The 15411-nt window shown below is 73.1% G+C and carries 14 protein-coding genes; 4 read left to right on the top strand and 10 right to left on the bottom strand.

The window, feature by feature from the left end; genetic code table 11:
• Positions 1–29: 29 nt before the first annotated feature.
• From tal to MA879_RS03070, 4 genes are read left to right on the top strand one after another with little or no spacing between them, the layout of a single operon-like run.
• Entirely contained in the window at positions 30–1181 is a 1152-nt protein-coding gene (gene tal, locus MA879_RS03055; RefSeq protein WP_248123384.1) for a transaldolase, read from the top strand.
• A 31-nt stretch (positions 1182–1212) separates the two neighbouring features.
• Positions 1213–2832 (top strand): glucose-6-phosphate isomerase, encoded by a 1620-nt coding sequence (locus tag MA879_RS03060; RefSeq protein WP_248123386.1) that lies wholly within the window; start codon positions 1213–1215, stop codon positions 2830–2832.
• Entirely contained in the window at positions 2822–4384 is a 1563-nt protein-coding gene (zwf, locus tag MA879_RS03065; protein ID WP_248123387.1) for a glucose-6-phosphate dehydrogenase, read from the top strand. The genes MA879_RS03060 and zwf overlap by 11 nt, the downstream gene beginning before the upstream one ends.
• Positions 4381–5322, top strand: coding sequence for a glucose-6-phosphate dehydrogenase assembly protein OpcA (locus tag MA879_RS03070; RefSeq protein WP_248123389.1), 942 nt, complete (start codon positions 4381–4383; stop codon positions 5320–5322). The genes zwf and MA879_RS03070 overlap by 4 nt, the downstream gene beginning before the upstream one ends.
• Before the next feature lie 75 nt (positions 5323–5397).
• Here the strand turns inward: MA879_RS03070 and secG are convergent, their stop codons facing one another.
• The 10 genes from secG to MA879_RS03120 all read right to left on the bottom strand — a co-directional run bounded on the left by secG (position 5398) and on the right by MA879_RS03120 (position 15410).
• Entirely contained in the window at positions 5398–5649 is a 252-nt protein-coding gene (secG, locus tag MA879_RS03075; RefSeq protein ID WP_248123391.1) for a preprotein translocase subunit SecG, read from the bottom strand.
• Between the two features lie 57 nt (positions 5650–5706).
• Positions 5707–6495: a triose-phosphate isomerase gene (gene tpiA / locus MA879_RS03080; protein WP_248123393.1), complete on the bottom strand. Its 789-nt coding sequence runs from the start codon at positions 6493–6495 to the stop codon at positions 5707–5709.
• A gap of 2 nt (positions 6496–6497) precedes the next feature.
• Positions 6498–7742, bottom strand: a complete 1245-nt coding sequence (locus MA879_RS03085) for a phosphoglycerate kinase (RefSeq protein WP_248123395.1) — start codon at positions 7740–7742, stop codon at positions 6498–6500.
• A 99-nt stretch (positions 7743–7841) separates the two neighbouring features.
• Positions 7842–8852: a type I glyceraldehyde-3-phosphate dehydrogenase gene (gene gap, locus MA879_RS03090; RefSeq protein WP_248123397.1), complete on the bottom strand. Its 1011-nt coding sequence runs from the start codon at positions 8850–8852 to the stop codon at positions 7842–7844.
• 167 nt (positions 8853–9019) lie between these two features.
• The gene (locus tag MA879_RS03095) at positions 9020–9646 is read right to left on the bottom strand and encodes a superoxide dismutase (protein ID WP_248123399.1); all 627 of its coding nucleotides are present in this window, start codon (positions 9644–9646) and stop codon (positions 9020–9022) included.
• Positions 9647–9835: 189 nt separating this feature from the next.
• Positions 9836–10798 carry a DNA-binding protein WhiA gene (gene whiA, locus MA879_RS03100; RefSeq protein ID WP_248123401.1) on the bottom strand — a complete coding sequence of 321 codons (963 nt, stop codon included), beginning with the start codon at positions 10796–10798 and terminating at the stop codon, positions 9836–9838.
• Between the two features lie 68 nt (positions 10799–10866).
• Positions 10867–11925 carry a gluconeogenesis factor YvcK family protein gene (locus tag MA879_RS03105; RefSeq protein ID WP_248123403.1) on the bottom strand — a complete coding sequence of 353 codons (1059 nt, stop codon included), beginning with the start codon at positions 11923–11925 and terminating at the stop codon, positions 10867–10869.
• A complete protein-coding gene (gene rapZ / locus MA879_RS03110; protein ID WP_248123405.1) occupies positions 11922–12821 on the bottom strand; it encodes an RNase adapter RapZ in 900 nt (299 codons plus the stop codon). The genes MA879_RS03105 and rapZ overlap by 4 nt, the downstream gene beginning before the upstream one ends.
• Positions 12818–14746 carry an excinuclease ABC subunit UvrC gene (gene uvrC, locus MA879_RS03115; protein WP_248123407.1) on the bottom strand — a complete coding sequence of 643 codons (1929 nt, stop codon included), beginning with the start codon at positions 14744–14746 and terminating at the stop codon, positions 12818–12820. Before uvrC ends, rapZ begins: the two co-directional genes overlap by 4 nt.
• Positions 14739–15410: a lysophospholipid acyltransferase family protein gene (locus MA879_RS03120; RefSeq protein WP_248123409.1), complete on the bottom strand. Its 672-nt coding sequence runs from the start codon at positions 15408–15410 to the stop codon at positions 14739–14741. The genes uvrC and MA879_RS03120 overlap by 8 nt, the downstream gene beginning before the upstream one ends.
• Position 15411: the final 1 nt, after the last annotated feature.

Below are 15411 nucleotides of genomic sequence, written 5' to 3' on the forward strand. Positions count from 1 at the left end.
CCCGCATGCACCAGGAGAGGACCCACCCCATGACCGACCTGCAGCGCACCGCCGACGCGGCCGTGCAGAGCCCCGCGACCACCGCGCTCGCGGAGGCCGGCGTGTCCATCTGGCTGGACGACCTGTCCCGCACCCGACTGGACGAGGGCAGCCTCGAGAAGCTGCTCACGACCCACACGGTGACGGGCGTGACCACGAACCCGTCCATCTTCGCGGCCGCGTTGAAGCACGCCGACGCGTACGAGGCGCAGCTGCGCGAGCTCGCCGCGGAGGGCGCGGACGTGGAGGCCGCGGTGACCGCCCTCACCACCACGGACGTCCGCCGGGCCTGCGATCTGCTGGCCCCGGTCCACGAGGCCACGGACGGCCGGGACGGCTACGTCTCGATCGAGGTGGACCCGCGGCTGGCCCGGGACACGGCCGGCACCGTGGCCCAGGCGCGCGAGCTCGCCGCGGCAGTGGACCGCCGCAACCTGATGGTCAAGATCCCCGCCACCGTGGAGGGGCTGCCCGCCATCACGGAGGTCCTGGGCTCCGGCCTGAGCGTCAACGTGACCCTGATCTTCTCCCTGCCCCGGTACCGCGAGGTGGTCAACGCCTGGCTGGCGGGGCTCGAGCAGGCCCGCGCGAACGGCCACGACGTGTCCCGCATCCACTCCGTGGCGTCCTTCTTCGTCTCCCGCGTGGACACGGACGTGGATGCGCAGCTGAGGGCCCTGGCCGCCGACGGCCGGCCCGAGGCGGCGGAGCTGACCGGCCGCGCCGGGCTGGCGAACGCCCGCCTGGCCTACCGGGCGTTCGAGCAGGCCCTGGACACGGAGCGCTGGCGCCTGCTCGAAGCCGACGGAGCCCACGTCCAGCGGCCCCTATGGGCCTCCACGGGCGTCAAGGACCCGGAGCTGCCGGACACGCTGTACGTGACCGGCCTGGTGGCGCCGGACACCGTCAACACCATGCCGGAGAAGACCCTCGAGGCGTTCGCCGACCACGGCGAGGTCACCGGGGACACCGTCACCGACGCCTACACCCAGGCCGATGCCGACCTCGACGCGATCGGCGCGCTGGGGATCTCCTACCCCGAGCTCGTGGAGCGCCTCGAGGCCGAGGGCCTGCAGAAGTTCGAGGACGCGTGGGACGAGCTGCTCGCCTCGGTGCGCGCCGGCCTCGACGCCCACGCCTGAGACCCGCCGCACGCCGCTGAAAGGACCCCAGATGAGCACCCTCGGCCTCACCGCCACCGGATCCGCCCTCGACGCGATCGACCGCCATGTCCCCGACCTCGTGGCGGAGCGGTTCGCCTCCCGCCTCGCCGACCAGGACGCCGCGCTGTGGGGTGAGGCCGCCCAGGAGGAGGCCGCCCGGCGCCTGGGCTGGATCGACCTCTTCGACGACTCCCGCGCCGTGGCCGAGGACGTCGCGGACCTCGCCGCCCAGCTCCGGGAGGAGGGCCTGACCCGCGTGGTGCTCGCGGGCATGGGCGGCTCCTCCCTGGCCCCGGAGGTCATCGCGGCGACGGCCGGCCGGCCCTTCGAGGTGCTGGACTCCACCGACCCGGAGCAGGTGGCCGCCGTGCTCGGGCGCGACCTCGAGCGCACCGTGCTCGTGGTCTCCTCCAAGTCCGGCTCCACGGTGGAGACGGACTCGCAGCGCCGGGTGGTCGAGGCCGCGTTCGCCGCCGAGGGGATCGACGCCGCCTCCCGGATCGTGGTGGTCACGGACCCGGGCTCCCCCCTGCAGGACGCCTCGATCAGGGCCGGCTACCGCGCGGTGTTCACCGCCGACCCCACCGTGGGCGGCCGCTACTCCGCACTCACGGCCTTCGGGATCGTCCCGGCGGCGCTCGCGGGGGTGGACGTCGCCGCGCTGCTGGACGAGGCCGAGGAGGTGCTGGACCTGCTCACCGCGGACGACGAGGACAACCCCGGCCTGCGCCTCGGCGCGGCCATCGGCGGCACGTCCCCGCTGCGGGACAAGCTCGTGGTGCAGGACCTGGGCTCCGGGATCGAGGGCTTCGGGGACTGGGTGGAGCAGCTGATCGCGGAGTCCACGGGCAAGGAGCGCACGGGCCTGCTGCCCGTCGTCGTCCGCGCCGGGGACCCGGAGACCGGCTGGGAGGCCCCGGACCTGTTGCAGGTGCGCCTGGTGGCCGAGGACGAGGAGTCCGTCCCGCCGCCGCACGCCGTGCAGCTGCACGGCTCCCTGGGAGCCCTCATGCTGACCTGGGAGGTGGCCACGGCCGTGGCCGGCCGTCTGCTCGGCATCAACCCGTTCGATCAGCCGGACGTGGAGGCCGCCAAGGCCGCCGCCCGGGAGCTGCTGGACTCCCCCGCCCCGGCCACCGAGGCCGGCGCCGTGGTGCAGGGCGTGGAGGTCTCCGGTGACGATGCGGCGGTCGCCGCCGACGACCTCGCCGCGGTGCTCGCGGCCGTCGCCGCCCAGGTGCCCGGGGACGGGTACCTCGCGGTGCACGCCTACCTGGACCGCCACGGGGACGCGGACCTCGCCGGGATCCGAGCCGACCTGGCCCGCTCCCTCGGCCGGCCCGTGACGTTCGGCTGGGCCCCACGTTTCCTGCACTCGACCGGCCAGTACCACAAGGGCGGGCCCCGCACGGGCGTCTTCCTGCAGGTCACCGGAGAGGCGAGCACCGACGTCGAGGTGCCCGGCCGTCCGTTCTCCCTGGGCCGGCTCATCGCGGCCCAGGCGGCGGGCGACGCCGGCGTGCTGCGCCGCCTCGGCCGTCCGGTGACCACGCTGCGCCTGCGCGACCGCGGCGCCGGCGTGGCCGCCCTGCGCACCGCCGCCCGACGGGCTGACCTCCGTGGCGTCTGAGCCCCGCGGCACGCGGCTGAACCCGCTGCGCGACCCCCGTGACCGGCGGCTGACGCGCATCGCGGGCCCCTCGTCGCTCGTGCTGTTCGGCGTCACGGGCGACCTCGCGCGCAAGAAGCTGCTCCCCGCCATGTACGACCTCGCCCACCGGGGCCTGCTGCCGCCGTCGTTCTCCCTCGTCGGCTTCGGCCGCCGCGACTGGTCCGACGCCGAGTTCGCGGACTACGTGCAGGGGGCCGTGGAATCCGGCTCGCGCACCCCGTTCGACGAGACCGTCTGGGAGCAGTTCCGCGGCGGGCTTCGGTTCGTCTCCGGGGCCTTCGATGACGCCCCCGCCTACGAACGCCTCGGCGAGGTGCTCGCGGAGCTGGAGAGCTCCCGCGGCACCGGCGGCAACACCGCGTTCTACCTCTCCATCCCGCCGGACTGGTTCGAGGCCGTCTCCCGGCACCTCGCGGACCAGGGTCTGGCCGAGCGGGACCAGCCCGCGGACGGCCCGTGGCGGCGCGTGGTGATCGAGAAGCCCTTCGGCCACGACCTGGCCAGCGCGCAGGAGCTGAACGCCGTGATCGAACGGGTGTTCCCGTCCGACGCGGTCTTCCGGATCGACCACTACCTCGGCAAGGAGACGGTCCAGAACATCCTCGCCTTCCGGTTCGCCAACCGGATCTTCGAGCCGCTCTGGAACGCCGAGCACGTGGACCACGTGCAGATCACCATGGCCGAGGACATCGGGATCGGCGGTCGCGCGAGCTACTACGACGGCGTGGGCGCGGCCCGCGACGTCATCCAGAACCACCTGCTCCAGCTGCTGGCCTTGACAGCCATGGAGGAGCCCCTGTCCTTCGACGCGACGCACCTGCGCGCGGAGAAGGAGAAGGTCCTCGAGGCCGTCCGGGTCCCGGATACCCCGGAGGGCCTCGATGCCGCCTCCGCCCGCGGCCAGTACACCGGCGGGTGGCAGGGCGGCGAGGAGGTCACCGGGTTCCTGGACGAGGAGGGCTTCAACCCCGCGTCCACCACGGAGACCTTCGCCGCCCTCAAGGTCGGGATCCAGACCCGCCGCTGGCAGGGTGTGCCGTTCTACCTGCGTGCCGGCAAGCGCCTGGGACGGCGCGTCACCGAGATCGCGGTGGTGTTCAAGGACCCGCCGCACCTGCTCTTCCCCGTGCACCCCGGCGACGGCTTCGGCGAGAACGTGATCGTCATCCGTGTCCAGCCGGACGAGGGCGTGACCATCCGCTTCGCCTCGAAGGTGCCCGGCGCCCAGCAGGAGGTCCGGGACGTGACCATGGACTTCGGCTACGGGCACGCGTTCACCGAGGACTCCCCCGAGGCCTACGAGCGCCTCATCCTGGACGTGCTGCTCGGCGAGCCGCCGCTGTTCCCGCGGCAGGCCGAGGTGGAGCTGTCCTGGCGCATCGTCGACCCGTTCGAGGAGCACTGGGCCGCACGGCCGGAGCAGCCGGAGCCGTACCCGCCGGGCTCATGGGGTCCGGCCTCCGCCGACGCCCTGATGGCCCGCGACGGCCGGACCTGGAGGCGACCGTGAAGATCCGCATGCACGACACCACCACCTCCCAGGTGGCGAAGCGACTCACCGCGCTGCGCGAGGCCGGTGGCGTGGCGGCTCTCGGCCGTGTGCTCTCCCTGGTGATCAGCACCGACGACGCCGGCATCGAACCGGCCCTGGAGGCCGCCAACGCCGCGTCGCTCGAGCATCCCTGCCGCATCGTGGTGCTCGCCCTCGGCGACCCGGACGCCGCGACCCGCCTCGACGCCGAGATCCGCGTGGGCGGCGACGCCGGTGCGTCCGACGTCGTGATCCTGTGGTGCCAGGGTGCCAACGCCCACGCGGGCGAGCCGCTCGTGGCGGCGCTGCTGCTGCCCGATGCCCCGATCGTCGTGTGGTGGCCGGGCGCGCCCCCGGAGGTCCCCGCGGACACCCCGCTGGGCCGTCTGGCTCACCGGCGCATCACGGACTCGGCGACGTGTCCGGACGCCGAGGCCGCGCTGCGCTCGCTGGCCGAGGGGCATCGGGACGGGGACACCGACCTCGCGTGGACGCGTCTGACCCTGTGGCGCATCCAGGTGGCGGGCATCCTCGACCACCTGCCGCTGTCCCGGGTCCGCTCCGTCACCGTGGACGGGGCCCCGGACTCCCCCAGCACCATGCTCCTGGCCGCCTGGCTCACCCTGGGCCTGCAGCGGCCGGTGACGATCGCGCACTCGAAGGCCGGCCACGGCATCCGCGCGGTACGCCTGCGCGGTCCCGACGGGGACGTGGTGCTCTCCCGGTCCCAGTCCCAGGTGGCCCGCCTCTACCAGCAGGGTCGTCCGGTGCAGCGCATCTCGCTGCCCCGGCGCACGGACCAGGACTGCCTGGCGGAGGAGCTGCGCCGCCTGGACCCGGACGAGGTCTACGGTGAGGTCCTGCGCGTCGGCCTGGCGCGCACGGACCTCGCTGCCGTCGACGCCAGCGACCGCTGACCCGTCACGACGACGCCGGCCCCGCACCCGTGACAGGGTGCGGGGCCGGTGTGCTCGCCCGGGGGGCGCTGGAACTCAGGAGTCGACGTTGAACCGGGCCAGGAGGCCGAGGGTCACGATGGCGGCGCCCCACAGGAGCGCGGAGGCCACCGTCACGCGGGTCAGCAGGCGCTGGGCCGAGCCGGAGGAGCTCATGGATGTGGTCACGCCGCCGCCGAACATGTCCGAGACGCCGCCGCCGCGGCCCTTGTGCAGGAGCACGAGCAGGATGATCAGCACGCTCAGCAGCACGACCGCGATCTGCAGCAGCAGGGGCAGGATGTCCATGGGGCCTTCCCTCGTCGGGTGTGTTCCTCGGGGCGCCGCGCCGGCGACCGACGGGCCTCAGCGGTCCGCGTCGAACCGGACGATCTTAGCAAATTCGTCCGCGTCCAGGCTGGCACCGCCCACGAGGGCGCCGTCCACGTCCTCCTGCGCGAGCAGCTCCGGAGCCGAGGACGACTTCACGGAGCCGCCGTACAGCAGGCGCATCCCGGAGGCGATGTCCGTGCCGTGGGTCCCGGCGAGGTCCGCACGCAGTGCGGCGCACATCTCCTGCGCGTCCGCGGCGCTGGCGACCTCGCCGGTGCCGATCGCCCAGACCGGTTCGTAGGCCACGACGACGCGGCCCGCGTCCTCCGCGGACAGGCCCTCGAGCGAGCCCCGCAGCTGCGCCACGGTGTGCTCCAGGTGCCGTCCGGCCTGGCGGACGTCGAGTCCCTCGCCCACGCACACCACGGGGGTCAGCCCGTGGCGCAGGGCGGCCGCCGTCTTGCGGGCCACGAGGGCGTCGTCCTCCCCGTGGATCGTACGGCGCTCAGAGTGCCCCACGATCGCGTAGGAACAGCCGAGGGCGGAGAGGAACGCGCCGGAGATGTCGCCGGTGTACGCGCCGGAGTCCTCCGGGGAGAGGTCCTGGGCGCCGTAGGCGAGGTCGATGCGATCCCCCGTGACCAGGGTCTGCACCGCACGCAGGTCGGTGAAGGGCGGGAACACTGCCACCTCCACGTCCTCCTGATCGTGGTCCGCGTCCTGCAGCAGCCACGCCAGGCGCTGCACGAGCGTGACCGCCTCGCGATGGTCCAGGTTCATCTTCCAGTTGCCCGCGATCAGCGGGGTGCGGGGGGCACCCATGCTCACGCCTCCCCGCCGGTCAGGGCGGTGACGCCGGGCAGCTCCTTGCCCTCGAGGTACTCGAGGGAGGCGCCGCCGCCGGTGGAGATGTGGCCGAACTGGTCGTCCTCGAAGCCGAGGGAGCGCACGGCCGCCGCCGAGTCGCCGCCGCCCACCACGGAGAGTCCGCCCGCGGCGGTGGCCTCGGTGAGCGCCTGCGCGACGGTGCGGGTGCCCTCGGCGAAGGCCGGGAACTCGAACACGCCCATGGGGCCGTTCCAGAAGACGGTCTTGGCGCCGGCGATCCGGGAGGCGAAGTCCTCCGCCGTCTGCGGGCCGATGTCCAGGCCGATCGCGTCCGCGCCGTGGGCGCCGGTGGTCAGCGCGTCCACGGGGAGGACCTCGTGCTCGGCGTCCTGGGCGAAGGCGGACGCCATGACGATGTCCGTGGGCAGCACGATCTCGGCGGCGCCCTCGCCCGAGCGCTCGAGGTAGCGGCGGACGGTGTCCAGCTGGTCCTCCTCGAGCAGCGACGCGCCGACCTCGTGGCCCTGGGCCTGAAGGAAGGTGAAGAGCATGCCGCCGCCGATCAGCAGCGTGTCCGCCTTCTCCAGGAGGTTGTCGATCACGGCGAGCTTGTCCGAGACCTTCGAGCCGCCCAGGACCACCACGTAGGGGCGATCCGGGGAGTCGGTGAGGCGGGTGAGGACCTCGAGCTCGGTGGCCACGAGCGGGCCCTGGTGGGCCGGGAGCAGCGCGGCGATGTCCGCGACGGACGCGTGCGCGCGGTGCACGGCGCCGAAGGCGTCGCCCACGTACGCGCCGTCCTCACCGGCCAGGGCGGCCATCTCCCGGGCGAGCTCGCCGCGCTGGGCCTCGTCCTTCGAGGTCTCGCGGGCGTCGAACCGGACGTTCTCCAGCAGGAGCACCTGGCCGTCCTCGAGGCCGGCGGCCTTCGCACGGGCGTCCTCGCCGGTCACGTCGGCGGCCAGCTGGACGTCGGCGTCCAGCACCTCGCCGAGGCGGGCGGCAACGGGGGCCAAGGAGTACTTCGGGTCGGGCTCCCCCTGCGGGCGGCCGAGGTGGGCCATGACGACGACGCGGGCGCCGGCGTCGGCCAGCTCCTTGATGGCCGGCGCGGAGGCACGGATGCGGCCGTCGTCGGTGACGGTCTGCCCGTCCAGCGGGACGTTGAGGTCGGAGCGGATCAGAACGGTGCGTCCGGCGACGCCGGCATCGAGCAGGTCCTTCAGAGTCTGGGCGGTCATGTGTGCCTCCTGGGGTCGTCCACGGTCTGCAGCCAGTCTAGGCAGACGGCCCGGGCCGGCGGAGGTCCACCGGCCCGGGCCGTCCGGGTTGCGCCAGGGTCAGAGCTGGTCGCCGATGTGCTTCGTGAGGTCCAGGAGCTGGCAGGTGTAGCCGTACTCATTGTCGTACCAGCCGATGATCTTCACGGTCTGGCCGATGGACTTGGTCAGTGGGGCGTCGAAGGTGCACGCGGCCGGGGAGGTGACGATGTCGGAGGAGACGATCGGGTCCTCGGAGTACACGAGCCGCCCGGCCATCGGGCCGGATTCGGCGGCCTTGCGGAAGGCCGCGTTGACCTCCTCGATCTCCACGTGGCGGGTGAGCTCGACCGTGAGGTCGGTGGCGGAGCCGGTGATGGTGGGCACGCGCATGGCGAAGCCGTCCAGCTTGCCCTTGAGCTCGGGGATGACCTCGCCGATGGCCTTGGCGGCGCCGGTGGACGTGGGCACCATGTTCTGCGCGGCGGCACGGGCGCGGCGACGGTCCTTCTTGTGCACGTTGTCGTGCAGGTTCTGGTCGCCGGTGTACGCGTGGATGGTGGTCATGATGCCGTCCACGATGCCGAACTCGTCATTCAGCACCTTGGCCATCGGCGCCAGGCAGTTGGTGGTGCAGGACGCGTTGGACACGATGTGCATGGAGGCGGCGTCGTACGTGTCCTCGTTCACGCCCATGACGAACGTGCCGCCCACGTTCTTGCCGGGGGCGGAGATGACCACCTTCTTGGCGCCCGCGTCCAGGTGGGCCTGGGCCTTCTCCCCGTCGGTGAAGATGCCGGTGCAGTCGATCACGACGTCGACGCCGAGCTCGCCCCAGGGCAGCTGGGCCGGGTCCGTCTCCGAGAACAGGGCGACCTCGCGGCCGTCCACCAGGAAGCCCTTGTCCGAGATCTCGAGCTCACCCGGGTAGCGGCCGAGGATGGTGTCGTACTTGGAGAGCCAGAACAGGTCCTCCTTGTCCGCCAGGTCGTTCACGGCCACGAGCTCGAGGCCCTGGCCCCTGCCGTCCGCGAGCACGCGGAGGATGTTGCGGCCGATGCGGCCGAAGCCGTTGATGGCGATCTTGGTCATGATGCCTCGCTTCCTGGCGCCCGTCGTGGGGCGCGTCCATGGACGGATGGTCAGTCGGAATGCATGCCCACGCACGTCGTCGGACGGGGCCACTGTCGACGCTCGAGGCGTCGGTCCGGGGGTCGGCCGCCCGACGGGGGCCGACCCACGGAGGGTGAGGGGCAGGGTCAGGCCGGCAGCACGAGGCCCCGGGCGCCCTGGCGGGCCGCCTCGAAGCGCTGCTGGACGTCCGCCCAGTTGACGATGTTCCACACGGCCTTGACGTAGTCGGCCTTGACGTTCTGGTAGTCCAGGTAGAAGGCGTGCTCCCACATGTCCAGCTGGAACAGCGGGATCGTGGCCACCGGGACGCCGTTCTGCTGGTCGTAGAACTGCTCGATCACGAGGTTGCCGCCGATGGGCTCGTAGGCGAGCACAGCCCAGCCGGAGCCCTGGATGCCCAGGGCGGCCGCGGTGAAGTGGGCCTGGAACTTGTCGAACGAGCCGAAGTGCTCGTCGATCGCGGCGGCCAGCTCACCGGTCGGCTTGTCACCGCCCTCGGGCGAGAGGTTCTTCCAGAAGATCGAGTGGTTCGTGTGACCGCCGAGGTTGAAGGCGAGGTCCTTCGAGAGCTGGTTGACGGCGCTGAAGTCCTCGGCGTCGCGGGCCGTCGCCAGCTTCTCCAGGGCCGTGTTGGCGCCCTTGACGTACGTGGCGTGGTGCTTCGAGTGGTGCAGCTCCATGATGCGCGCGGAGATGTGCGGCTCCAGGGCGGCGTAGTCGTAGTCCAGCTCGGGCAGAGTGAATTCCGTCATGCTTCCTCCTTCAGTCGTCACCGCCGGGCCGCGGGATGCTGACCGGCGGTGCTGTGTGCGGGAACCCTGCACGGATGCGGGGTATTCCTGGTCCCATTGTGGACGGCGCGGCGCGCCGGGCGCCATGGACGACGGCCCGCGCGCCCACGCCCGCCTGCCGGCCCCGGGTCCGGGTGAGGCGGACTCCGATCAGCGGCCGGCCTCTGCGGTGCCGGGCACGCCGAGTTCCGCGGCACGGCGGTCCGCCGTGGACAGGAGCCGGCGGATGCGTCCGGCGATCGCGTCCTTCGTCATCGGCGGATCGGCCAGCCGCCCCAGCTCGTCGAGGGAGGCCTGCTTGTTCTCCAAGCGCAGACGTCCGGCATAGAGCAGGTGCTCCGGGACGTCCTCCCCCAGGATCTCGAGAGCCCGCTCCACGCGGGCGCCGGCGGCCACCGCCGCCTGCGCGGAGCGGCGCAGGTTCGCGTCGTCGAAGTTGGCCAGGCGGTTCGCGGTGGCACGGACCTCCTTGCGCTCGCGCCGTTCCTGCCACAGGGCGGCGGTCTGGGTGGCCCCGACGGCGGTGAGCAGCGTGGCGATGGCCTCGCCGTCACGCACCACCACCCGGTCCGCCTGGCGGACCTCACGGGCCTTCGCCGCGACGTGCAGACGTCGGGCGGCCCCCACGAGGGCAAGGGCGGCCTGGGGGCCGGGTGTGGTGACCTCCAGGGAGGAGGAGCGGCCGGGCTCGGTCAGGGAACCGTGCGCCAGCAACGCCCCGCGCCACACCGCAGCCGTGTCGGCCGCACTGCCGTGCACCAGGGCCGGGGGCAGGCCGCGGACGGGGCGGCCTCGCTGGTCGAGCAGCCCGCTCTGGCGGGCGAGGTCCTCTCCCCCGGCCACCACGCGGATCACGTAGCGCTGGCCCCGGCGCAGGTTGCCTCCGGACACCACCACGATCTCCGTGGCATGGCCGTAGACCTCGGTGATGGCCGCGCGCAGGCGGCGGGCGCTGGCCCCGTGGTCGAGCTCGGCCTCGATCACGACGCGGCCGGACACCAGGTGCAGGCCGCCGGCGAACCGGAGCATCGAAGCCGCTTCGGCGCGCCGTTCGGGCGTGGACGCCACCGGGACGCGGGCGAGCTCCTCCTTGAGGGTCATGGTCAGCGCCATGTCGGGCTCCTTCGGGGATGGACGACGGGGCGGACCGGGCGTTCAGACGCGCCGGGCCGCGAGGGACGTCAGGCGGTCATGGCCTCGTCGAGCGCCACGGCCAGGCGCAGGGGGTCGTGGACGAGGGGGTCAGCGGGGCTGCTCACTCTACTGAAGGCCGTCCTGGCCCCCAGGCGCGCCGCCTCGGCGACGACGGCGTCGCGGTCCCGGACGGCGTCCGCGTCCGCCACCACGACGTCGAGGCGCAGCCCGGGCGCGTGGGCACGCAGCGCCTTGAGGTGGTCGGCATGCGTCATGCCCGTGGTCTCCTGGGTGCCGGTGTCCGTGTTCAACACGAAGACCCGTCCGGCGGAGGTGCCCTCGAGGGCCGCGCGGACGTCCGGCAGCAGCAGGTGCGGCAGGACGGAGGTGTACAGGGAGCCGGGGCCGATCACCACCCAGTCGGCGCGACCGATGGCCTCGAGCGCCTCGGGGGCGGCCGCCGCGTCGGCCGGGCTCAGGCGGACGTCCGTGACGCGCCCCTCCCGGGCGGCCAGGGCGAGGGCCACCTGGCCCTCCACATGCCGGCGCACCAGGGCGCCGCCCTCCGCCTCCGAGAGCACCTCCCCGCCGATGGTCAGCGGGACGCGGGAGACCGGCAGCACCTCGCCGTGGGCGCGCAGCAGGGCACCGGCCCAGCGAAGGCCGTCCACGGGGTCACCCAGGAGCTCCCACAGGGCCACGATCAGCAGGTTCCCCAGCGCGTGACCGTCAAGGGCGGCCTGCTCCGGAGGGACCTGGGTCGAGCGGAAGCGGTGCTGCATGGCCTGGGCCCACGTCCGTCCCCAGTCGGTGTCGTCGCACAGGGCGGCCAGCGCCATGCGGAGGTCGCCGGGTGGGAGGACGTCCATCTCGCGGCGGATGGTGCCGGAGGAGCCGCCGTCGTCGGCCACGGTGACCACGGCGGTCAGGTGGCCGGCGATCAGGCGCAGCGCGGACAGTGAGGCCGACAGGCCGTGGCCACCACCCAGGGCGGTCACCCGGAGGTCGGCGCGGGCCGCGCCCGGGGAGCCGCCCGAGGGGCGCGTGGCGGCTGCCGGCGGCAGGGGCAGCTGACCCGTCAGCGGGGTGTGGGACGGGTGGGTCATTCGCGGCCCATGTCCCGGTGCTCCACGTGGACGGTCACCCGGGGGCGCTGGGCGATCCGGCGGGCGAGCTCCTCGGCCACGGCCACGGAGCGGTGCTTGCCCCCTGTGCAGCCCACGGCCAGCGTGGCGTAGTGCTTGTTCTCCCGCCGGTACCCCTCGAACACAGGGTCCAGGGCCGCCAGGTAGGCGGTGAGGAACGCGTCGACGCCGGGCTGGCTCAGCACGTAGTCGGAGACCTCCGTCTCCTTGCCCGTGTGGGGGCGCAGGGCCGGCACCCAGTGCGGATTCGGGATGAACCGCATGTCCGCCACGAAGTTGGCGTCCGCGGGGAGCCCGTACTTGAACCCGAAGCTCATGACGTTCAGCCGCAGGGTCACCGGGCCGTCCTCGGAGAACAGCTCCGTGACCTCCGTGGCCAGGCCGTGGACGTTCAGCGCACTCGTGTCCACGACGACGTCGGCCGCCTCCTTGAGCTCGGAGACGATCTCCCGCTCGGCCTGGATGCCATCCAGGAGCCGGGCGTTGCCCTGCAGCGGGTGGGGCCGCCGGCCGGCCTCGAACCGGCGGACGAGGACGTCGTCCGCGGCCTCGAGGAACAGGGTGCGGTACTCCACGCCCTCGCTCTCGAGCTGCTGCAGGGCCGCGCGCAGCTCATGGAGGTAGGTGCGGGAGCGCACGTCCACCACGATCGCCAGGCGCGGGAACGCCTCGGGTGAGCGGGCCACCAGGTCCGCCAGCGTGATGAACAGCTGCGGCGGCATGTTCTCCACCACGTACCACCCGTGGTCCTGCAGGGCGTGGGCTGCCGTCGTCCGGCCCGCCCCGGACATGCCGGTGATGACGAGGACTTCGGAGGACGGGGGCTTCTCGGGCTGCAGCTGGGGGTCCAGGCTCATGCGCTCACTGTATCCCCGTCCCCGGACGCCGTCAGGGCCGCGTGCACGGTCTCCGCGAGGGTCGGGCCGATGCCCGCCACCTCGGTGAGCCGCTCCGGTCCGGCGGCGCGGATCTGCTCCACGGACCCGAAGTGGTTCAGCAGCGCCTGGCGCCGCGCGGGCCCCAGGCCGGGCACGGCGTCCAGGGCCGAGGCGGTCATCGCCTTGGTCCTGCGCCCGCGGTGGCCCGCGATCGCGAACCGGTGGGACTCGTCGCGGATGCGCTGGAGAAGATAGAGGCCCTCCGAGGCGCGGGGCAGCACCACCGGGAACTCGTCCCCGGGCACCCACACCTCCTCGAGGCGCTTCGCCAACCCCACCACGGGCAGGTCGTCCAGGCCGAGCTCCTCGAGCACGGAGGCGGCCGCGGCGACCTGGGGCGGGCCGCCGTCGACGACCACGAGGGAGGGCGGGTACGCGAACCGGCGGTCGCCGGCGTCGGCCTCGTCGGCCTCCAGCTGCCCGCTCACCACGACGCCTTCCTGACGCTCCTTCGCCATGCGTGCGAAGCGCCGGCGCAGCACGTCCCGCATCGAGGCCGTGTCGTCCCGGGCAGCCTCCCCCGTCACGTTGAACCGCCGGTAGTCCTTCTTCTTGGGCAGGCCGTCCTCGACGACCACCATGGAGCCGACGACGTTGGTGCCCTGGGAGTGCGAGATGTCGTAGCACTCGATCCGCAGCAGCGGGTCGTCGATTCCGAGGGCGTCCTGCAGATCCCGCAGCGCCGCCGAGCGGGTCGTGAGGTCCCCCGAGCGGCGGGTCTTGTGGAGCTTGAGTGCCATCTCGGCGTTCTCCCGGACGGTCTCCATGAGGTCGGCCTTCGCACCCCGCTGCGGGACCCTCACCTGCACGCGGGCGCCCCGCAGGCCGGAGAGCCACGCGGTGAGCTGCTCCGCCTCCGACGGTTCCACCGGGACCAGCACTTCGTGCGGGATGCGCTCGGTGCCGCCGAGGTCGCCGTACACCTGCTTGAGGAGCTCCTCCACCATGACGTCCTGTCCGACGTCCTCCACGCGCTCCATGACCCAGCCGCGCTGTCCGCGGACGCGGCCCTGACGGACGTGGAACACCTGCACCGCGACCTCGAGCTCGTCCATGTGCAGGGCGAAGACGTCCGCCTCGGTGTTCTCGGGCAGCACCACGGCGTTGCGCTCGAACACGCGGCGCAGGGCGGCGATGTCGTCCCGCAGACGTGCGGCGTCCTCGAAGCGCAGGTCCTCGACGGCGGCCGCCATCGCCTTCTCGAGCTCGCGCACGAACCGTTCGGCGTCCCCGGCCATGAAGTCGCAGAAGTCCTGGGCCAGCGCGCGGTGCTCCGCCGGGGAGATCCGGCCGACGCACGGGGCGGAGCACTTGCCGATGTAGCCGAGCAGGCACGGGCGGTCCTGGGCGCGGGCGCGCTTGAACACGCCCGCCGAGCACGTGCGCACGGGGAACACCCGGAGCATGAGGTCCACCGTCTCGCGGATGGCCTTGGCGGGATGGAACGGGCCGAAGTACGTCACCCCGGGCTTGCGGTCCCCCCGCATCACGAGCACGCGCGGGAACTGCTCGTTCATGGTCACGGCCAGGTACGGGTAGGACTTGTCGTCCCGGTACATGATGTTGAACCGGGGCCGGTACTCCTTGATCCACGTGTACTCCAGCTGGAGAGCCTCGAGCTCGGAGCCCACCACGGTCCACTCCACGGCCGATGCCGTGAACACCATGGTGCGGGTCTTGGTGGCCAGGCGCGCCGGGTCCTGGAAGTAGGAGCTCAGGCGCGCCCGAAGGTTCTTGGCCTTGCCCACGTAGACGACCCGGCCGTCCGGGTCACGGAACCGGTACACGCCGGGGGACGTGGAGATCTCCCCGGGCGCGGGGCGGTACGTGCGCGGGTCAGCCACGGGCGCCCGGAGCCGCGTTGTACTCGTCCACCCGCTCCTGGCCGGAGAGTGCGGCGATCGCGTCCATCACGTCAGCAGTGGCCTGCCGCCGCTGGGGCAGGCCGTGTCGGCGCCCGGGATGGCCGAACCACAGGGGCTCTCCCGCCGCGAGGGTGAACCGGTGCGGGCGGAAGCCGCGCCCGCCTGGCGGCTGCAGCCGCTCGGTGCCCCGCAGGCCCACGGGGACCACCGGGGCGCCCGTGGTGAGGGCCAGCCAGCCCACGCCGGTGCGCCCGCGGTAGAGCCGACCGTCCCGGCTGCGCGTGCCCTCGGGATAGATCCCCACGCCCTGGCCGTCCTCGAGCAGGGCCACGAGCGATTCGAGCGCCGCCACCGAGGCCGACTGGTCCCCCCGCTGGATGGGGATGGACCCCACGGACTCGAAGAACCGGCGCTGCAGCCGACCGGTGAGGCCGGGGGCGGTGAAGTACTCCGCCTTGGCGGAGAAGTGCACGGGCCGCGGGCACAGCGCCTGCAGCAGGACCGAGTCGAGGAAGGACAGGTGGTTCGAGGCCAGGATGAACGGACCCGACGCTGGCACGTTTTCCAGGCCGGTGATGCGGGGTCGGCACGAGAGCCGGAACATCCCGGCGAACGCGCGGCGGACGGGCTCGGAGGTCGCCATG

This window comes from Micrococcus lacusdianchii, assembly GCF_023155805.1.
In the GTDB taxonomy this organism is placed as follows: Bacteria; Actinomycetota; Actinomycetes; order Actinomycetales; family Micrococcaceae; genus Micrococcus; species Micrococcus lacusdianchii.